This is a genomic window from Erysipelatoclostridium sp. An15, assembly GCF_002160675.1.
Lineage (GTDB): Bacteria > Bacillota_I > Bacilli_A > Erysipelotrichales > Coprobacillaceae > Thomasclavelia > Thomasclavelia merdavium.
In genome coordinates this window covers 1-20,848 of record NZ_NFLA01000020.1, presented here as the reverse complement: position 1 = coordinate 20,848, position 20,848 = coordinate 1, and the positions used below count along the sequence as shown (strand labels likewise).

General features: G+C 28.3%; 17 protein-coding genes and 1 pseudogene. 1 reads left to right on the top strand and 17 read right to left on the bottom strand.

The window, feature by feature from the left end:
• Positions 1-15: 15 nt before the first annotated feature.
• The 17 genes from B5E92_RS07890 to B5E92_RS15905 all read right to left on the bottom strand — a co-directional run bounded on the left by B5E92_RS07890 (position 16) and on the right by B5E92_RS15905 (position 20,230).
• Positions 16-1,764, bottom strand: coding sequence for a hypothetical protein (locus B5E92_RS07890; RefSeq protein WP_087300923.1), 1,749 nt, complete (start codon positions 1,762-1,764; stop codon positions 16-18).
• Entirely contained in the window at positions 1,748-2,467 is a 720-nt protein-coding gene (locus B5E92_RS07885) for a protein phosphatase 2C domain-containing protein (protein WP_255376205.1), read from the bottom strand. Before B5E92_RS07885 ends, B5E92_RS07890 begins: the two co-directional genes overlap by 17 nt.
• Positions 2,467-3,204 carry a hypothetical protein gene (locus B5E92_RS07880; RefSeq protein WP_087300917.1) on the bottom strand — a complete coding sequence of 246 codons (738 nt, stop codon included), beginning with the start codon at positions 3,202-3,204 and terminating at the stop codon, positions 2,467-2,469. Before B5E92_RS07880 ends, B5E92_RS07885 begins: the two co-directional genes overlap by 1 nt.
• Positions 3,205-3,208: 4 nt before the next feature.
• Positions 3,209-4,411, bottom strand: coding sequence for a serine/threonine-protein kinase (locus B5E92_RS07875; RefSeq protein ID WP_087300914.1), 1,203 nt, complete (start codon positions 4,409-4,411; stop codon positions 3,209-3,211).
• Between the two features lies 1 nt (position 4,412).
• Entirely contained in the window at positions 4,413-5,417 is a 1,005-nt protein-coding gene (locus B5E92_RS07870; protein ID WP_087300911.1) for a hypothetical protein, read from the bottom strand.
• A gap of 14 nt (positions 5,418-5,431) precedes the next feature.
• Positions 5,432-6,451 (bottom strand): transglutaminase domain-containing protein, encoded by a 1,020-nt coding sequence (locus B5E92_RS07865; protein WP_087300909.1) that lies wholly within the window; start codon positions 6,449-6,451, stop codon positions 5,432-5,434.
• Positions 6,452-6,469: 18 nt separating this feature from the next.
• Positions 6,470-7,834 (bottom strand): hypothetical protein, encoded by a 1,365-nt coding sequence (locus B5E92_RS07860; protein WP_087300906.1) that lies wholly within the window; start codon positions 7,832-7,834, stop codon positions 6,470-6,472.
• Between the two features lie 11 nt (positions 7,835-7,845).
• The gene (locus B5E92_RS07855) at positions 7,846-11,334 is read right to left on the bottom strand and encodes an AAA family ATPase (RefSeq protein ID WP_087300903.1); all 3,489 of its coding nucleotides are present in this window, start codon (positions 11,332-11,334) and stop codon (positions 7,846-7,848) included.
• Between the two features lie 24 nt (positions 11,335-11,358).
• The gene (locus B5E92_RS07850; protein ID WP_087300900.1) at positions 11,359-12,846 is read right to left on the bottom strand and encodes a hypothetical protein; all 1,488 of its coding nucleotides are present in this window, start codon (positions 12,844-12,846) and stop codon (positions 11,359-11,361) included.
• Positions 12,847-12,849: 3 nt separating this feature from the next.
• Positions 12,850-14,346, bottom strand: a complete 1,497-nt coding sequence (locus tag B5E92_RS07845; protein WP_087300897.1) for a hypothetical protein — start codon at positions 14,344-14,346, stop codon at positions 12,850-12,852.
• 15 nt (positions 14,347-14,361) lie between these two features.
• A complete protein-coding gene (locus tag B5E92_RS07840; RefSeq protein WP_087300894.1) occupies positions 14,362-15,195 on the bottom strand; it encodes a hypothetical protein in 834 nt (277 codons plus the stop codon).
• Positions 15,182-15,790 carry a 4Fe-4S single cluster domain-containing protein gene (locus B5E92_RS07835; RefSeq protein ID WP_087300891.1) on the bottom strand — a complete coding sequence of 203 codons (609 nt, stop codon included), beginning with the start codon at positions 15,788-15,790 and terminating at the stop codon, positions 15,182-15,184. The genes B5E92_RS07840 and B5E92_RS07835 overlap by 14 nt, the downstream gene beginning before the upstream one ends.
• A 3-nt stretch (positions 15,791-15,793) precedes the next feature.
• The gene (locus B5E92_RS07830) at positions 15,794-16,225 is read right to left on the bottom strand and encodes a hypothetical protein (RefSeq protein ID WP_087300888.1); all 432 of its coding nucleotides are present in this window, start codon (positions 16,223-16,225) and stop codon (positions 15,794-15,796) included.
• 33 nt (positions 16,226-16,258) lie between these two features.
• A complete protein-coding gene (locus B5E92_RS07825; RefSeq protein ID WP_087300885.1) occupies positions 16,259-17,464 on the bottom strand; it encodes a hypothetical protein in 1,206 nt (401 codons plus the stop codon).
• An 11-nt stretch (positions 17,465-17,475) separates the two neighbouring features.
• Positions 17,476-18,837, bottom strand: a complete 1,362-nt coding sequence (locus B5E92_RS07820; protein WP_087300882.1) for a type IV secretory system conjugative DNA transfer family protein — start codon at positions 18,835-18,837, stop codon at positions 17,476-17,478.
• Positions 18,838-18,856: 19 nt separating this feature from the next.
• The gene (locus B5E92_RS07815) at positions 18,857-19,465 is read right to left on the bottom strand and encodes a DNA/RNA non-specific endonuclease (RefSeq protein ID WP_204245250.1); all 609 of its coding nucleotides are present in this window, start codon (positions 19,463-19,465) and stop codon (positions 18,857-18,859) included.
• A gap of 420 nt (positions 19,466-19,885) precedes the next feature.
• Complete coding sequence (locus B5E92_RS15905; RefSeq protein ID WP_087300876.1) at positions 19,886-20,230, bottom strand: group II intron maturase-specific domain-containing protein; 345 nt, start codon at positions 20,228-20,230, stop codon at positions 19,886-19,888.
• Between the two features lie 383 nt (positions 20,231-20,613).
• Here B5E92_RS15905 and B5E92_RS07805 point away from each other — a divergent pair.
• A pseudogene (locus tag B5E92_RS07805) lies at positions 20,614-20,848 on the top strand (hypothetical protein); the annotation flags it as partial.

Below are 20,848 nucleotides of genomic sequence, written 5' to 3'. Positions count from 1 at the left end.
TAGTTTATCCTCTTTTTACTTTTCAATCATTTTAGTTAAACTCTCACTTGATAAAAACGCATATTCAACATGATCTTTTTTGCCATTTTCTTCAATTACATTATCATCTAAAAGTAAGTTTTTATAACCATCAATAACTTTATCACTAGTTATGATGCTATGTCCCATATCTAAGAGCGTTTCGATAAATCCCAATACTTCTTGAGCAGGATCAACTAAAACTACTAAGCTATCATCTTTTAAAAACTCATCCATCATCGATTCAATCATATCGATCATGATCTCCTCAAAATTATTATGATCAATAACTTTTCTTAACAGAGTATCATTATAATCTTCGTAATAAACATACTTTGTTTCCTGCTTTTTTAATCTTGATAACAACAATTGCACCAAATATAATGTTCTTTTAGTCTCATCTTTAGATACAATAATTAAGTTATCATCAAAAGATAAACTATAATCACTATTAATTAGATACTTATTTTGATTTAAATTATCTTGATAAAATTGTTCAAAATTATTGATTTTGACAATCGGTACCGGTTGACTATTTTGTAATCTATTAATTCCTTTTTCATTGATTCGATTTAAATACAAATCATATTTACCATTGATTACAAAACATTCGAGACCATTATTCGGTTGATAATATTTTAAACGAATAAAATTTTCATACAACATAGTATCCTTAGAATTAGGCTGACAAACAACTATTTGTACATTATCAGGTTTATTGACCATAAATTGTTTAAAAGCCGGTATTAGATCATGACCATTTTCAATAAATATTGAAATCATCTGATTAGGATATTCATTAATTTCTTTTTGTAATTGTAAAACAAAATCATCATTAATAGTAATTGCCTGACAATTATGATATCCAGGAACTGTAAATAACGTTGGTAATGTTTGATAATCATAGTAAATATGAATAGCTTCTTGAACACTATCTAACATTGTACTAAATTCTAACAGCCGCATCATCGCCTGTCCTTGCTTACTGGTAGCAACAATGACATAATCATTTAATTCATCATTAAAGACCATCTTTAAACAATTTTGTTCATATTCACCATTTAACACTTTTAGCAGCAGATCTTGATAATACCATTCTTTTAAATATTCATTACTAACAAACATTTTTCCGATTGTTAGTCCCGGAAGTTTATCATTATTATCTAATTGTAATGATTGTTTTAGCTCAATTTCGATTTGTTCGATTCGATTTTTTAAAATTGCCTGTGCCTTTTTGATATCCTCATGATTTTCAATATAACTATCTTCATCACTGATTTGTAAAGCTCGGCGACATTCCTCGATAACTTTTAAATTTTTATCACATTCAAATGCTCGCTGTGCCTGTTTAATCCGTTTTGAATAACTAGCAATTGTTTTTTGATAATACAACTGTTCTTTTTTATTTTTTAAATCATAATACTTTAACAACGCTTGTTGATATTCTTCAATATATCGTGTTTTAATTGCACTCATTTCTTCGCGTTCAAACTTTTCTTTTAACTGAGCATCCATTACATTTTCGATTTCTTCATAAGTTCGTTTAAAAAAATTAAAATTATTTTCTTCCAATTCTAATTGTTTTTCAATTTGTTGATAAGAACGCTGATACTGTTTTCTAATTTTATTAACAATTTCATCACGAATTTCTATTTCTGTCTGTAATTGTTCATTAGCTTTTTTACTACAAGTATTAATACTATCTTGTAATTTATTTAATTTTTCAATACTATGATTGATTTTCACTATTTTCACCTCCAGATCGTCGATAAATCCAAATCATTGAAACATCATCATCACTAGAAAAATAATCTACTAAACCTAACATATTATTGTGAAATTTAATACGATTTGTTAAATACAAATTCTCTGCTTTTTTAACAAACTCCCTTTCATCTTCAAAACTGCCACCACCATCACTAGTAAACATTATCGCTTTAGGTAACTGCCTAACTACATAAATATCCATTTTTATTTTAGGATCACTTAATGATTTTGGGTTAATTGATTTATTTTTAATAATTGATACAAATTGATCATTTTCAAATAGTGTCATACATTTGCTATCACCAATATTCATTAAAATCATTTTATTGTTAGTTAACACAATAATTGATAATGTTGCACCATAAATCAAATAAATACTATTATTGTGATGATCGTGATAATGCTCCTTTACTAGATGACGCCATCTTTCAATGATTTGACTAGAAAGCTTACGTAAATTATTATCAGAAAAATCAGTTATTGGTTTTAAAATTTCTAAAGCAGCATAACAAGCAAATTTCGATCCATAACTTGCTCTAAAACAACGCCGATCGCCATGACCATCACTAATAATAGCAATAGTTTTAATATCATCCTGATATGTCATGCTGTAATCTTCACAAGGCAATTTCTGCTTTAATTTTTGTTTTTTTATGTGAAGATAACTAAAAACGTCGATCATCATGCTTCAATTTTAAAAATTTTATTTCTAATATCATTGAACGGATCGTCTAAATTCAATTCATCATCTTCAGTCTCTCTATTTTCATGTTTAATAGTTGTGATTGTAACAATATCTAAAATATCAGCTAATTTATCTAAATTAGATATCATAAAAACCATTTCTTCCTTTTGACCAGTAAAATCCATAATACACTCATAATCGATTGAATCACGATATTCTGCTTCGCTCATATTTTTTTCAGTAATAATCGGCAAAGCAATTCTGGTTGCTCGATGAAACCATTCATTTTCTTCACATTCATTTAAATAATCTTCATACTCATCAGTTGGCTTACCATCACTGATCAATAAAATGATTGGATGATAATCACTGGCATTTTTTAGTAAATCTTCTTTATTTAACTTATTATTTAATGACTGATATAACTTACTATAATTACTTTGTCCCGTATTACTACATTCAAGATCGATAAAATTAAAATTGTTGATTTCTTGCGGTTTTTCCGGAATCCAGCGAACATCTTTATCAAATTCTAGAATCGTAATTGCCACTTTTGCAATATTATGTGATAAATCAAGGTCTTTCATTTTCGCAATATTTCTTTTTATCGCATCGTTGACTACTTCAATTTTATTTTTCATAGAAGTCGAAGTATCTACCACTAAAATAAACAACATTCTTTTTTTCTTTGCACTATTAATAAAATCATTATTATCAATAAAATTATTATCCATTTTTCTACTCCACTATCCCTTTAATCTGACGATATTCAATAATATCACCACGTTTAAGAACTAGTTTATCCCCTTTCTGCATTCTTTTATTATTAATAATCACAGTATCATTATAAATAGTAATAATATTATTTTCATAACTTTCAAATAACACTGTTGTAAATATTTCGCTACGATCAAAAATATAACCATAAATTTTTTTATAATCACTAATTAGTGTTTTTTGTCCATTAATATTGATTTTTAAATAACTAATTGTTTCAAGTGAAAAAAATCCTTCTTTAATTTGGGTATCAAATTTCTTTTTTACAAAACAATCATAGCATTGTTTAATTACTTCCATCCACATTTCATCATTAATTCTTCGTTTAGGATTTTTCAAACCAGTCGTAAATGCTTTAATAAAAGTATCCTTTAATATTTGCGGAAACCAATGCCATCGTTTCTCTAATGCCAATGTACAATCTTGATAAAATCCATTAGAATGATCAACTGGATCTAAAACAAATACCGGATTTTTACCAAAGTACTCAATTTCATCTTGAACATCCATAGGTTTTGACCACGTCTTTTTCCCCTCTAAAGGGTGATTAATATAAAACAATCTAAATAAAATAACCGCCAAAGAATAATAATCAGTAGCCAAGCTAACATTAGCCATTTTAGTTACCAGTTCCGGAGCCATGTACATCGGTGTTCCAACAACAAATTCTTTACCATCTTTATTACAATTATCTAAATCACAAATGATCACACTTTTTAATTGTTTATTGACAAAAATACCACCCGGATTAATATCCTGATAAACATAGCCTTGTTGATGAATAGCATTAAAACTAGCGGCAATAGCATAACCAACTTGTAATATCTCTTCAACATTTAAATTATATTCATCATCAAAAATAAAGTAACTTAGCGGTACATAACCACTAGGAATCCGATTCATGAGATAACCAAAACTACCTTTATAATCTTGGGTCATCATTAAAGGCCATGTAAGATTAGGATATGGCGTTTTGACCCTAGCTAATTGTTCAATATTCTTTTTTAGTGGACCACTTTTGAATTCTTCTTTATACCACTTCAACATTCTTCGATTAGTTGTAGCATAAATATAGCCCTGCCCACCTTCGCTTACATAGTCAATAACTTCACATTCACCACCAGATTGCAACGGTATCTTTTCTAAATAATTTAATGTTGTCATGTTAGCCTCCTAAAATAATTCTGACTATTCCATATTTACTACTCCAATATTTATCACATTTACCCTTGAAATTATAATTATTTAAACGTCTGAATTTATCACTAGCTTTTTTATAACTGTGATTAATAATTTCCCAATTAAGACGCTTATCAGTAACATAAACAATAATTTCATTTGGATATTCTTTCAACCGTTCATAAAAATATTGGCTTAAATTACTAATATCATTGATCATATACTTATTTCTTACATAATATGTATATTGTAAACCATAACTTTTGGGATAATTAGCAATCGCATTGATTGTTCGTGATTTTTTGATCCACAAATCATCAACCATAAAAAATTTATAAATTCCTAACTTACCGTCATTATGATCTTCAAGTAGATCCCAAGTAGTATCGATATGATAAAAACCACCATCATATTCAACCATATTCCAGGCATGATTACCTTTCGTTTTTCCTCTAATAACTAAACAATTAATACCACTATAATCACAAAGCAATTTAAATACTAAAGAAAAGCCATAACAGACCGCCACTTTGCCTTGAAAAAAACCGATAATATTATAGTCCTCATCTTTACCACTGCCACCTGAAGATACAATTTGATCATAATTAGCCAAACTAGAAATACAATTATGAAAAATTAATATTTGGTTATACTTAGGTAATTTTAAAATTTGATAATCATCAAAAAAATGCATTAATGTTTTTTTAATCTGATTTTCATAATTTAAAGTTGTTGTTTTATCATAAAGATAGTTAAAATAAATCTGTTTGTTATTTACATAACTTAATTTATATGGTGATAAATAGAAAAAGCTCGGATTATCTTCATATACATATTTAATAATTTCCTTGGCTCGATTAATATTAATCAGCTTAAAATCGAATGTAATCGATATTTGTCGATTTTTAATCGCTAAATAACAACGTCGATAAAAAGCCAATTCTTCATTTTTCAAACTTTGTTCAAAAAACTTATAGCCCTCTTTAAACATATCTACCTACTTATTTATTCAAAAATAATTCCCGCAATTCCATACTTACTATCAATAGTATAACGAGCCTTTTGCTTAAAAAGCTTATCTTTGATATCAAGTTGATAAACCGCATCCCAATAAGCAGTATTCAAGATATCATAATTAAGCTGATGATCTCCAATATAAACAATTATCTCTTTAGGATACTCTTTTAAGCGATTATAAATGTAATTAGATAATTGTTGATGGCTACTGACTGTATAGCCATTATATCCAAAAAAAGTATACTGCAATCCGTCACTCTTAGGGAAAACATCATAAGTATTTAGTTCCCGCGATTTTTTCATCCAATCATCATCAACCATAAAATATGTATATGCTCCAAGCAAACCCATATTTTTTTCCTTGCTTAGATCCCAAGTTGCATCGATATGATAAAAACCACCATCGTATTCAACCATGTTCCAAGCATGCAAACCATTATCCATTCCATAACAGCAGCCAGTTGCAATCAAACAACTGACACCACCATAATCACATAACAACTTAAACACTTGTGAAAATCCGTAACAAACTGCCATTTTCCCTTTAAAAACACCAATAATATTATAATCTTCATCAACTCCATCACCACCACTAGATACCTCTGGATCATAAGTACAGATACTAGAAATCAAATTATGAAAAATTTGAATCCGATTATATTTAGGTAATTTTAAAACTTGATATTGATCAAAAAAATTCATGATTATTTTTTTGATTTGAAATTCATGTTCTTCACTAGTTTTTCTATCATAAAGATAATTAAAATAAATCACAGCCGGATTACCAGCACGATAAGAAATTTTATAAGGAGAAATATAGAAGAAACTAGGATTATCTTCATATACATATCTAACTATTTCTTTAGCTCGATTAGCACTTATAATATGATAATCAAAAGTAATATATGGAATATAGGCTCTTAAAGCATCATAAACCTGATCATAAAAAGCACGTTCTGCCTTTTCGTTTAATCTAGATTTAAAAAATTTATATCCTGCTTTAAACATCTTTGCTTCCTCCCATAATTACATTGTTTTTATCGCCATTAAAACATCTTCTAATAAAATCTCATAATAAGGAATATTATTACGTCGATATCGTTGTAAATTTATTTTTTCAAACCAGCTTCGTGCTATTAATTCATTGCCTTCTTTGATTTTATTTTCTTTTTCATCCAATGCAAAGATAGTCTGAATTGCTGCCATAGCATTAGATGAAATAATAATACGATTTTGATTACAAATCTTGGCAAACACTTGATATAATTGTTCACTATTGTAATCGGGCAAATTAATGATCTTACACCGTCTAATAAAACTTGCATCAAAGTTTGTCAAATGCATTAAACTTTCCGGAGTCATCTTCACAATTATTTTCACGCCGCGTTCATAATATTTTAATAATATTTGTACAGTCTTATAATCAACAACATTACTACTATCTAAAACAACTAATTTATTTAGGGCATAGCCACGATAACAATCTTCTTCAAGATGAAGATAATCAGCTTTAATATAATCATCATCAAAAATTAAATTAATGGCATAATATGTTCTAGTAATAATATCAATTGTTTCTTTTCTACCGCTTCCTACATTACCGACAATTACTAAAATTGGATCAATATCATCATTTAGATTATGGAGTTTCATTTCCAAAGAAATTTTTTTTCTTAACAAAAAACTATCTAAATATTCCCGTACCGGTTCATTTCTAACCATTGTATTAACATCTTTTATAATTTTTTTTAATAATTGTGATTTGTTTTGCTCTTTTTCCAGGTAATTATCTACTTTTTCTTTAACCATTATTGGTAAACAAGTTAAATCAAAACTATTTTTATGATCATCGATTCGTTTTATTTGCATTTTTTTAAATAGTTCTTCAACCATATTACTAGTTATTTCACCTTGATGATAAACAAGCATTATATACTTATTAACATAATCTAAAGTCTGTTCATCAATTGTTTCATTATTACTAGCTAATAATTCTATAAATATTTGTTTTAAATCAGCTTCATTCATATTCTTTAAATTAATACTTATAATGTTATTACCGATAATATTTTTGTAAGTATTAATAATGATGATTACCTGATGTTTTTTGCAATAAGCAGTGATTTTACTCAAATCATCAACTTCTAGCTTTTCACCATGTTCAACTAAATAAATATTTTCCAATGTTAAATTGTTTAAGTTCGCTTTAATATCACTAACGGTCATATTAACAACCGTTAATGAGTTACTTTGATTTAAATAATCAATTATCATCAATGACAATGTTGTTTTTCCACTTTGCTTAGGACCAGAAATAACAATTAATTGATTCTCTTTGGCAGAAAGATATAATTCTTTAAATTCATTTAAATAAGTTTCTAATCGCATCATTTTTATTCCTCTTAAATCTTATCTAGTTCTTCTTGTTTATATAAAGTGACATCTTCTTTAATAAAAATAAACTGGTCCTGATTAGTTTCTTGAGCACGGCGGTGATTAATGATTCGTAAAGATTCAAACACCTTTTGTGGTAATGAAGCATTATAATTTTTAGCTTTTCCATTACTAACTAGATCATTGAAAAGATTTAATAATTCATCTTGAACATCATCAGCAATTTCAATTTGATTATTTTTAGCTATTTTTTCAAAAATGTGATATAATTCTTCACCACTATAATTATGCAATTCAATAATTTCAAAACGACGTTCCATTCCATCATCTAAGTTTAAAAAATTAGTTTTATTTTTAGGATAAACACAAACTGCCACAAGTAGATTAGGAAATTGCTCCTGGTCTTCAGCTGCCTGGATGAAATCATGCATCATTAATGATCCTGCTGATGTTTCCACAAAGAAATTACCCTCATCAATACAAAGCAATCTGCCTGTTCGATTAGCTTCTTTCATCTTTTTAATAAAACTACTTTCGCCATCACTTTCAATATTGGCAGTTTGCTTAGCATCAAAATAAATTGGATTTTCTGAAGATAAAACGCCTAAATTAGTTAAAAATTTAGCTGCTAGTTTTAACATCGTGCTTTTCCCAGTTCCCGCATTTCCGACAAATAAAAGATGACGATTCATTCGCATCGATTTAATACCACGCTTTTGATTTTCATGATTAATATCGATTTTAGTTTTAATATCTGCAAAATGCTTTTTGACATTATCAAATCCTTCATATTTATCTAAGATGTCATATACCTCTTTAAGGGCATATTCAGGATTATTTAAGTTGTGTAAAATATTAGTAACTGATTTTAAATATAATGATGGAAAATCAGCTAAAGTTATTAAATCTTCACTATTTTTATCATAATCTTTTCTTTTATAATAATTATTTGTAAGCTGAGCAACTAAATCTACAGCTAAACTTGCATTTTTTCGATCAATATTACCAGTTCTTTCCTGATAAATAAAATATCCTTTTAAATAATCATTTAAATCATAGCCAAATTCATTAGTTTCCGTTGAAAAGACTAACTGTTCTTTTTTTCTCAAGATTTCAAAAATTTGATATAATTCATCAGCTGTATAGTTATGTAAAGTAAACTCTCTAAATCTTCTTTCAATCCCACTATCAAGATCATAAAACTTCTGCTTATTTTCAGGATAGATAGCCATAACAATCCGTAAATCCGGATAATTTTCAAAATCTTCAGACGGATTTAAAATTGGCGATATCATTTCCTTCCCAGCATTGCCAATATTACAATAATAATTAGCTTCATCGATAAATAACAAAGCTCCTTTATCATTGGCTTCTTCAATTTGAATTGCTAAATCACGTGAAGAAGTCGAATTAGCTTTTAAACTAATCATAACTTCAGAGGCTAAAACACCCATTTCATAAAAGAATCTAGCTAATAATTTAGCTGTTGTTGTTTTACCAGTACCAGGATTTCCGATTAATAAAATATTTCGTTTTGTTTTATTAACCACAATTCCTTTAGCTTCAGCTTCTTTTTCTCTTAAAATATCAAATCTCAATTCTTCAATAAATTCTTTTAAATCGCTCATCCCGATATAATTTTGATCAATTTTTGTGAAAATTTGATCAATTATTTTACGACTACCGACATCAATAAAATAACGCTGATAATCTTTAAAATCTTCCATAATTAATTCATTAGCATAACGATTGCGATCATTCATATTTTTTACTACATTATCAAAAACATTATTAACAACACCAGCATTACCAAAAGATCTTTTAGGTGAAAATTTTTTTAAGTTTTTAAAAAATCTGCTCGTATCAATATCTTCATTTACTTTAATCTGTTTTTTTTCACATAGCTTATAAAAAATATCTTCTAATAAATCACTTGGATAATCATCAATCACGATTTCTTTAAACCGTCGTGGTAACCCTTCATTCATTTCATATAGTTTTCTTGTTTTTTGATAACCTGCTAAAATAATACAAACATCATGATCCAATGCTCTTGCAACAATAGTATCAATGGCTTCTTGACGATACGCACCACTATTATCTTCACTACTTCGATTAGGATCTGCATATAGTGAATAAGCTTCATCAATAATTAAAACACCACCTTGAGCACTGTCAATTACTCGATTAGTTTTACTTGGAGTTTGACCAACATATTCACCAATTAAAGCTGAAGAATTTACCAAAACTACATTTCCATTTTTTAATATTCCCCGATCTTTAAAAATTCGCCCAATTAATTTAGCGACAGTTGTTTTCCCAACACCAGGATTACCAATAATCATATAATTAGGACATTGATAAGAATTCTTAGCATCGCCAATCTCTAGTCGGTTTTTAACATCAGCTACTACAAATTTCTTCTTTTGGCTTTCTTTAACAAAATTTTTCAATTCCTTATCTATTACTGCAGCAACATTTTCCCAGCCCTTAGTATTCATTAATACTTCATAAGGGTCTTCTTCTAGCTCTTCATAATAATCAAAGATTTGTTTTATTTTTTGTTCATCAATATAAGTTATAACTTCATTAGTTTTCATTAGATATTCTTCAAATTTAGAAAAAATTTCACCCATAGATAAATATTTTAAACAAACATGCGGGTTTTCTTGACTACCAGCATTAGAATAACTATTTTTAATTTCATCTAGATTTTCCTCTTTAGTTTTATCTAACATAGCCATTCTAATAATTTCTGCAATCATATCAATATTATCTTCATCAAAATCAATTTTCCGTTTACCATTAGCAGTCATGATTCCAGTAATCTTTAATTTTCTTAAAAATAATTGAATTTCATGAGTATCAGGTGATCCTACTTCGTGATTTAAATTATCTTTGAATAAATCGAAAAAATAATTATTAGCTGGATTTTTAAATTCCGTTAAAATCGTATTAATACTTTGTTCCTTAGCTACAAAAATAGTTAAATTTTCATCATCATAATCTTTTCCCTGTTGTAATAAATCATAATAGCGATCAAAAGCATCAGCTGGAGAATTTGTGTAATTAATAACATTTGAAAAAATTACCGCCGTTTTATGCTCACGATCATTTATTTGTTTTTTATAAGTATCAAAAAATTCACTAGTAGTAATCTCAGGATATTTCAAGCGAATATCTGACTTTTCAGTTTCCTTTTCTGCTACTACCTCTTCATCATCGTCATCTAAAAGACTACGTCTCTTTCTTTTTTTCTTTTTAACCGCTTGTGGTCGTACTAGGCTGGCACTGTGTTCATCTAAATAATATTCTCCTAAATTTCCTGCTCCATCGAAAAAGATAATTTTTTCATAACCTTCCTTTTGTAAGTGATAATGTAAATATTCATCAAAATTACGACTTACTAAATCATCACAAATAAAGACATTATCGTTATTTCCTGCAATCAGCCGAATATGATAGCGAGCATTTTTATCTAAAATTGATCTAGCCATCACTACCCCTCCCTTCTAATTAAACTACATTAAGCGACGAACCTTTAAGATTCTTTGATCATCAGACAATTTACCGATTGACGAACGATTACAGCCATTACCCCCATGAATAGCATCTTGGTTATCTTCATCAATCGCTTGATGAACTAGTTGTTCCGTCAAATCATTTTCATGTTGATTATATGGATCACCTTTGATGCGATGAACATGAAACTCTGACTGTAGTCGAGTATCAGGCGAACCGATATAATTGATCTCAATCATAAATTCAGATTTAGTACTTTCATCTTCAAATAAAACAAAGATTGGTTTAGTAAAATCATCCTCATTTTCTTTTTCCCCTAAGCGCATACTTTTAAAAACTCGGCCATGTTCTTCAAATTTATCAATAATGCTGTTCATAAATGACTCTCTTTCTAAATAATTACCAAAATATGCTACAGCATCATTAAATGCTTGATCAACTTGAGGATATAAACATTTTATTTTTGCTACTTCTTTTTTTAACTGAGCTAAAGTATAAGCGTTTGTTTCATCTACTAATTTAGCTTGATATGTTTTTAATAATTCTACATTTAGATCGATTTTCTTTTCTGGTGAAAAATATCTTAATTCTTTTTTAGTCATTGTTTTAGACACTCGTTTTCCATCTGTCATTTGATTTACTGTATCTAAAACATCCTGATTTAATTTCATTCTTTCTTCACTATATTTAAGCAAATAATCAATGTGATATGTTGCTTCTTTTAATAAATTATTATATTCTTGACGTTGCAAATCAAAGTTAAGAATTTCCTGGTAACATTGACTATTAACATCGATTGCTATAGCCATTGCGGCTTCATAAAGACCATTTTGGATATTAGTACGACATGTTTCTAAAACATTTTTTAAGTTATTGATAACATTAATATTATTGTAGTGTTCATCATATCCTGCTTCTAATGTTTGTAAAGCAGCTTGAGCTTTATTTAAATAGGCCAAAGCATATTCGTTAGCTTTAACTTGTTTAGAAGCTAGATCATGTTCTAATACTTTTAACTCATTGATATTAGCAGCATACATAGCATTAAGATCGTTTTGATATGATTTGGTCATATCATTAATTTCATTACGATAATTTATTATTAATTTATCATGATAATTCTCAATTGTTTTAGCCGCTTCGTTAGTTGCTTCGTTGAAAATTTTAGAAACATACTTTAAATCTTGATTGTCTTTTAATTTTTGGACATAATTATTCATAGTATTATTAATTTGATTGACTATTTCTTGATTTGATGTTTCTTTATAGTTATCAATTTGGTTAATTTTATTATTAATATCATTAATTTCTTTTTCAAAAGCTTTTAAAGCCGCCATTTTTTTAGCTCTTATTTGTCTTGCATAAGAATCATATACTGAATAACCTTTAAGACGTCCAAAAGTATCATATAATGCAATAGCACTAAGCTTTTGATAAGATTCTAAATATTGAAAATCTTCTGCACTAATTGTAACTCTACTACTCATTTTTTATCTCCTTCTAATTGCCCGGTTTAATTTTCCAGCAAATTTTTGTATATTTATATCCTTACTAGCTTGTAAATTAGATACGGCTTGTAAATCAACAAATGGTATATACCAAATATCATTTTCTTCATAACCACGATCATCAATCTTAAGATCTAATTGTCTTAAAATTCTAAGTAACATTTGATAATCATCAAATTCAGCCGAAGATAAGTAACCTTGATCACCAAAATCATCATATAATAAAATAATGTTACGATAACGATCACCTAAATCTTCAGGACGAATATAAATATGAATTTCTAAATCACCAGTACTAATTAAGATCCCATGTAAGCTTCTTCGCGGATCACCAATTAATTTTTTCGCTAACATCTTATAATTGACATATTCTAATGCACTATCGTCAATTGCTTTTTCTACTTTAATTTGACTTTTTTGAACATTACGTTTTATTTCAAATTGCTTAATAATATCATTCATTATTTCTTTACGTAAATAATATTTTTCTTGATTGTCTTGAGCTTTAGTATAGACCTCAAAGAGCTGGTTTAATGATTCATTTAAATTGCGACTTTTTTCAATTAAAGTTGTAATTGCGATACTTTCTTCATCTAACAAATAATCATCAATACCACGATGTTCAATTTCTTTTATTAATTCTAATTCTTGTTCTAACTGATTAAAATATTCTAAATATTTACCAAAAGACCAAAAGTCTATTTCTTTGATTATATTAATTTTATTTTCATCAAAATCATTTAAATAAAAAGTATCTGTTACATCAATTTCATTAATTTTTTTAGCATAATCTACCTCCCAGCGAACCATATGATTATAAATACTATAAAATAAATGGCTAGTATATTGTTTATATAATTGATACTCACTTACCCATTGATCAGATAATTCCGCAACCTCGATTTCTAAACGATGTAGCGCTGACGTTGATGAAATAGCGACCGCTGTTTTAGCTTCATACATTTCACCATCATCAAGAATATTAAATTCTTTTTCAACCTCTTTAATCGTATCAAGTTTATCAGGGGTAAATTTTTGATGTGGTATCTTTGTAAAAACTGCCACTACATTTCTAAACTCATTAACATAACGACCAGCAATTTCACGCTTTCTTTTTAAATCTTCTTTGATATTTTGTTTTAAACCCTCGATATTTTTTTTAAGATTATTTTCAATCTCTTTCATTTGTCTTTTTAAAGATGAAATTTCACGATTCTTTTGGCGGATTTCTTCTTGTAATTCTTTATCTAAACTAGTAATTTCCCCACGAATAAATCGCTGATATTCTTTAATTTTACGGCGATATTCCTGTTCCAGTTTTTTTCGTTCAGTTTCATTTTGACGAATCATTCGTTGTTCTAAACGCTTTAATTCCTGTTCGAACTTTCTTTTCTCTTTGGCTAATTTAGCTCTATAATCTTCATCAAGCTGATTGATTCGTTGCTTTAATAAAGCTAATTGTCCTTGATATCCATTCATTATCAATTTCCCCTTTTATTCCGGTTTTATCTTCTGGCGGATTTGATTAACTTGTTTTTGCTTTTTTTCAATATATTCTTTTAATAAATCTTCAGCTTCTTTTAATTCTGTTTGAATATTATTTAAAATATCTTTAATTTTTTGGCTATTATTTTCCTCTTTGTATTCTTCAAAAACATCTTTAGTAATACCATAGTGCCTTAAAGTACCATCAAATTGTTTTTGGAGCAAATCATTTTGACTTTGATTTTGGTTAAATGTTTCATTTAATTCTTTGATATCTTTTTTATAGTTTTCGTTTTCTTTAATGATTGTTTCGTTTTGCGCTTTCAATATTTGATAATCTTGTTTTAATTGTTCATTATCTTTGACTAGTTGTTCATTTTCTTGTTTAAGCTTTTCATACTGTTTTTTTAAAGAACTATTTTGAGTTATTAATTCTTCATTTTTAGCTTCTATTTCTTTAATTACTTCTTGATCGATCATCTCGTCATTAGAAATAATATGAATTTGCATCTTTATCTCATCATCGATAGTTAAACTAATTGTAGTATCATCTAAATTAATTTCAATCTCTTCACCATTAATAACTACTTTATCTTTACTTCCATTGTTTTTGTAAGTGATAATAAAACTATCATCACTGCTTTTAATTGCTCGTATTCTTAAATTACCACCACTTAAATATTTAATAATATTTAAACACCCGCCATATTTACCAGTGCGATTGTTTTCCAGTCCCACAATATCAAAATCATCAAACTTTTTTGATGAAATAGTTATATCAGTTGTTTCTTGATAAGGAATCAATAGATGACTTCCTCGATCTAGCACTCTATTTATTTCCATTGTTCATATCTCCTATAATTGCTTCATATAATATTTTATCTTCCTCACTAGGGATTCCTTCCATAATATATTTATTACCATCAATATATATATTGGCTTGCCGTTCTTGATAAAAATAGGCTTTGTCTTTTTGATATCTAGAAGTTAAAAAAATAATATTTTGATTAGTAGATCCCCGCCCTGCTTCATTATTATCAAGTTGTTCAATAAATGGTCCATCAATTAATAAATCAGTCAGATTTAATAAATCATCAATATCTTGATCATGTTTATTTACTAGCTCATTATAAGTGTAACCACTATAAATAATTACTCCCTTGGCTTGTTTTTTCACTTCTCGAACAAGCATCACTAACGCTTTAGCTTGTAAAAAGGGTTCCCCACCAGAGATTGTTATTCCTTCATTATCTGGATATTCATTGATCCAGTTTAAAATAGTTGCAACTTCCACTCCATCGTCTTTTTTGATTTCATGGCTTTCTTGAGCAATACAGCCTGGACAATTTTTTAAACATCCCTGAACCCAGATAATGCTCCTTAAATATGGTCCTAAAACTGTAGATGATGGTTGAAAATGCATTAAATGTAATTTCATTTCTCAGTTTAAAAAAGAATATAACAAAATTCCACCAACTAAAAGAATAAGACCATATGTTAAAATTGTTTCCAAATTAATGATAATTGCAATAACAGCAATAACTACAATTACCCATTTCCAAGGAATTGATAGCAGCAAACGAAACACTCCTACAATATTTGAAAAAATACTGTTAAAAACAGCATTAGAAGTATGAACCAATTGATCTCTTTGAACTTGCAATAATGATGGTTGATAATTAGTTTGATTATATCTTGCCTCTAAGTTATCTTTTTGGGGATCATTATAAACAAACACCTCTTGTTTTTCTTTTTTTCGTTCAAGCCTTTTTTCCTCTTTTTCTTTCTTACTCTTTTTTTCCTCTTTATCCGATGTATTTTTCGCTATAAATTTTTTTATAATTTGATCCATTTCTTGATCACTTATTGCCATTATTAATCCCCTCTTTCTCATAAACTGAGCCTATTATAATCCTTCATAACTAACATTATTATGATAAATAATATCATTATCTCTAATTTCAAAACATTCAAAATTTTCTAATAAATCAGCTACATTTTCTCCAGAAAGTTTATTAATACGTTCACGATGGGTTTGCGAATTACTGTAATAAGTATCGCGTAAATGAAAAATATCTAATCGACTATGTCCATGACCACGGCCATCCAATTTATAAACATAATCATGCTTCCCGTAATAATCAACAATTGTAAAAGCACTTCCAGGTTGCATTTTAAATAATAGCGTTATATTGTTCTTTCCTAAAATTGCATCGTGTTTTAACGAACTAAAATCACGATTAAAATTATTTGAATAAATTGATAATTTAGCAATGTCAATCATTTTGTTTTCAAATTTATCACATAAAGTACAATTAACATCAAACAAAATCACAGTATAACTATTACTAATATAAGATAACTCGGCTTGAAAATACTCCATTAATTCTTTAGTACCATTAGCTAAATTAATACAAATTATCTTATTTTGCTTAACTGTATTACTAATACTATAATGACAATATTTATTATTTAAATCACTAATCGAAAAATTCAATTTTTTTAATAACTTTCTCACTGGAGCAGCAGACATTTTAGTGAGCTGATCTTCTTCAAACATTTCTTTAGCCTCTATTAAATCTTGTCTTAAAGCAGTGCTATTAACTTTGCCGATTAAATCATTACATTTATCAATTAATACCCTTAAACTTAGATTAGTATATTCCATAATTGAATGTAATTTTAATGGTATTTTTTCCGCTTTCATAATAGTTAAAACACCATCTAAGTAAGCACTATCATCCCGCAGTAAATCATCATTACTATCAACTACCCTAACAATATCATTAAATCCAACACCTAATAAGGGATGATAATATGGATAATCCTGATCAATTAATATTAATTGGTTTTGCGTATCATGTAATCTTTTTTTAGTATATAAAATAGTATTAGTTATTTCTCGATGGGTAAAACTATTATTGCTGGCACTAAAAAAAACAATTGTCGGTTCATTGTTGTAATACATTTTTTCAATATGTTTTTCTAACAATTTTAATCGATACTGTAAATTGCTCCCTCCAAAAACATAAATATTTTTATTACACTGATCATAAAAATCATTTAACCTCATCTTTTGCCGACTAATTCGACCACCATATCGATCATCCATTATTTTTCCTCCTAATCATCATATTTACTAAATTGATAAATAAATGGTTTTAATCCATCTAACTTAATAATCGCCTGACCACGATGAAGTGATAAAATATCATAATCTTCAACAATATGTCCTTCTTTTTGGACATTAATTGGTTTTTCTTTTTCATTGTAATAATAAAAATTGACATAATTTTCACCAAAATTATCTATAATATATTTACGAGTCTGAAAATCTAAAACATAAAAAACAAAAACGTTCATAAATCCGCTTAATAATGACTTAGCTGTAAATTCTCCATAAGCTTCCTCAAGCTGATGTATATTTTGAATGCCACAAACACACTTTGCCCCTAATGAACGTCCAAAATTTAATGCATCTTCCAAATGATTTAATTTAGGCAGCAGCTTTAATTCATCTATAATAAAATAACAATCACCATTACTTTGATTTCTCCCCAAGGCCTCTTTTAATGCCAAATCAAATAACAACGAATATACCGGTGACAATACCTGTCCTTTAGTTAAATCATATTCAATAAATATTTTAACACCATTTTTATTACGAACTGTTTCTATTATTGAAACATCTTTATTAACATCACTTTGACAAAAAGCATCAGTAAAATAATCTTCAATCATACTTCTAAGTTCCCCAAAAACTCCTAATGCTTGTTTACTTTTGGCATCCCCAACAGCTGACTCAGTATTTCTAAAATGACATTCTTTTAAAATTACTGCAATTTCACTGTCACTATGATTTTGAAAAAACTCCCAAATAGTTGCATTTGATAATGAAGCTTTTTTATTGACTTTAAGATTAAAAACATCCTCTTTACTTTTTAAATTTTTTTTCATATCAGCATCAATTAACCCCTCATTAAAAGCGATTAAGATATTAGCAAATATTTGCTGGGCTGCATTTGAAAAAAACGGCTGACTTTCATTTTTACGATCAATAAAATAAGATTTAGCAATTTCTCTAGCAAAACTTCTTTGTTCTTCTACATCATTTGAATAAGCTCTAATTTCCTTAAACACATTATAAAAATTAGTTATTGATCGATAATTTTTTCCAGTAGCTATTAAAATATCTTTTTCTTTATTATAATAACGATAAAAATCACCTTTAGTATCAAAGATCATCGCAAATGAATCATGATTTAAATTATTAATATCTTTCATTACTTTATGAATTACATTAGTCTTCCCTGTTCCAATGGCACCAATTAACAACAGATGTTTTGATAATAACTTAGAATTTAAATAAATATTATCATCATCACTTGGAAAACTTACAATATAATCACTAAGATATTTAGATTCATTTCGGTTATCATTAACAATTGAACCAGCAATTGCTGATTTATTTAAATCCCTAATCATTGTTCATCCCTCATAAAATTCAATCCATTTCACTGCCATTGTAATTATCACTACCATCATCATGATCATTATCATAGTCGCCTGGATTATAATCATCAGGATAATTCATGGCACTATCATATTCATCCATTAAATCATTACCTTCTGTTAAATCATTCCACTCCTGTTGCTCACTAGCGCTGGCATTAGTATATGAAAAGGCATTCCATTCACGATTTCCATTTTGATCTTGACTAATCGTATAGCCCATATATACATCAGGCCGTTGGGAACCGTTTGATTTAAAAGTTGTAACATTTTCATATACTTTATTCCCTGAATTTAATTGATTTGCCAACTCATTTTCATGAATTTTATAAGAACCGCGATTTAAATTAGCATCTTGAGCATCGATATTTTCTGCTTCACCAGAACCATTAAATCTAGTTGCAATCAAATGTCCACCATCATCAGTCGCTAAACGGTCATTGCCACCAGCAGTTCTTTGTGCATAAACATTACGTTTCCCGTTTTCCAATGTCAGCTGTCCTTTAGCTGTTTTACCATATTGATTTTCACTGTATTTATAATTCCCGGGTAAATTTTCATCAAATAAATTTTCATTATTTAAATCGTCATGTAAACTCACAATATCCCCTCACTTTACTTTTTAATATTGTAAATTTCATCCTTAATCAGCAGCTTTTTTTAATTATAAATAATATGTTGTTATAAAATATTGTACCAAAATTAACATTATTATTAAATCAAATTTATCTAAATAATTTTAAAATTTGGTAAATTTCCCATTTTACCTTTCAATTTTACCAAAATGTAACATTTTTTAAATAAAATAATAGTTACTCTGCCAACATCTAATTATGCTTAAATTCATTATTTACATAGAATATAATTTAAACAAAAACTACTTTTATTTGTTTTATAATTTTAACAGCAATTATTACTATTTCATCAATCGAGTAGGAGAGAATAGATAAAGTAGAATTGATCATGTATTCTCGTCCTCTCACACCACCGAGCAAGCCGTCCGGCACTCGGCGGTTTAAATCTATGCTGAAATATGTTTTAACTGATACTGGTCTGTCATTGATGGCAGCCCTTTTCTTCTTAATAACTCTTTGGTTACTTTATTTTGTAGAAATGTACTTGCACATCTTGCGTATGATTTGCGAGTATTTGACCACATCTTTGCTTGTAGTGCATTTACCCCCAGCTTTCTTAACTGCTTTTCTCTATTCTTGACTGTTTTCCATTTCCATAGATACATTCTGATTCTGAACCGTATCCATCCGTCGAGTCTTTGATATATCGTTTTGAATCGCCCAATTCGATAGTAATTTATCCATCCTCTGATAAGTTGTCTAAGCTTTGTACATCTGTGTTCCCATGACACCGACTAGCTTCTATTCGTTAGCTTCTTCAGTTTCTTCTTCAGTTTATTGACTGATATTTGATGTGGTTTTGCTTTTGGTCATATTGACTTTTAATCCCAGTTTGTTTTCGATGAATTTACTTACGCTTATCATGACCCTCTGCTGACTTCTTGTGATTCGTTGTTACTAGGAATTTCTTCCATCACAAGACCTCCCGGGATAAGGTCATATCTCTTTCACTCCATATATCCGCCATATTTACACATAGCAGTTCTATTCCGCAACCTCTTATATAAAAGTTAAAATAAGATTACCCAAATTGTTGCAGATAAGTGGTTACACTTTGCATTAATCAGGGTAATCTTTTTTGATATAATTCTTTCCTGTAAAGGAGTGAATTATATTGAATACAGCAGTCATTAAATTAAATAATTTGGATCAGGCTTTAATGTTAAGCAGAGCCTATAAGGAAGGAGAAATTAAATTGAATGTTTCTAAACTTGCAAGAGAATTAAACTATAGCCGAAAAACACTAAGCAGAAGGCTAAACGGTATCGCACCTAAAAAAACAAGAAACAGAAAAAGATATTTAGATGATTATAAAGATCTTATATACAAATATTTGTGTGATGAACAGA

Coding starts and splice junctions, on each gene's coding strand:
- B5E92_RS07880 (WP_087300917.1), bottom strand. CDS start 3,204: ATGGATAATAATTTTATTGATAATAATGATTTTATTAATAGTGCAAAG.
- B5E92_RS07860 (WP_087300906.1), bottom strand. CDS start 7,834: ATGATGCGATTAGAAACTTATTTAAATGAATTTAAAGAATTATATCTT.
- B5E92_RS07825 (WP_087300885.1), bottom strand. CDS start 17,464: ATGGATGATCGATATGGTGGTCGAATTAGTCGGCAAAAGATGAGGTTA.
- B5E92_RS07865 (WP_087300909.1), bottom strand. CDS start 6,451: ATGTTTAAAGCAGGATATAAATTTTTTAAATCTAGATTAAACGAAAAG.
- B5E92_RS07855 (WP_087300903.1), bottom strand. CDS start 11,334: ATGGCTAGATCAATTTTAGATAAAAATGCTCGCTATCATATTCGGCTG.
- B5E92_RS07835 (WP_087300891.1), bottom strand. CDS start 15,790: ATGAAATTACATTTAATGCATTTTCAACCATCATCTACAGTTTTAGGA.
- B5E92_RS07850 (WP_087300900.1), bottom strand. CDS start 12,846: ATGAGTAGTAGAGTTACAATTAGTGCAGAAGATTTTCAATATTTAGAA.
- B5E92_RS07885 (WP_255376205.1), bottom strand. CDS start 2,467: ATGATCGACGTTTTTAGTTATCTTCACATAAAAAAACAAAAATTAAAG.
- B5E92_RS07830 (WP_087300888.1), bottom strand. CDS start 16,225: ATGGCAATAAGTGATCAAGAAATGGATCAAATTATAAAAAAATTTATA.
- B5E92_RS07840 (WP_087300894.1), bottom strand. CDS start 15,195: ATGGAAATAAATAGAGTGCTAGATCGAGGAAGTCATCTATTGATTCCT.
- B5E92_RS07870 (WP_087300911.1), bottom strand. CDS start 5,417: ATGTTTAAAGAGGGCTATAAGTTTTTTGAACAAAGTTTGAAAAATGAA.
- B5E92_RS07845 (WP_087300897.1), bottom strand. CDS start 14,346: ATGAATGGATATCAAGGACAATTAGCTTTATTAAAGCAACGAATCAAT.
- B5E92_RS07875 (WP_087300914.1), bottom strand. CDS start 4,411: ATGACAACATTAAATTATTTAGAAAAGATACCGTTGCAATCTGGTGGT.
- B5E92_RS07820 (WP_087300882.1), bottom strand. CDS start 18,837: ATGATTAGGGATTTAAATAAATCAGCAATTGCTGGTTCAATTGTTAAT.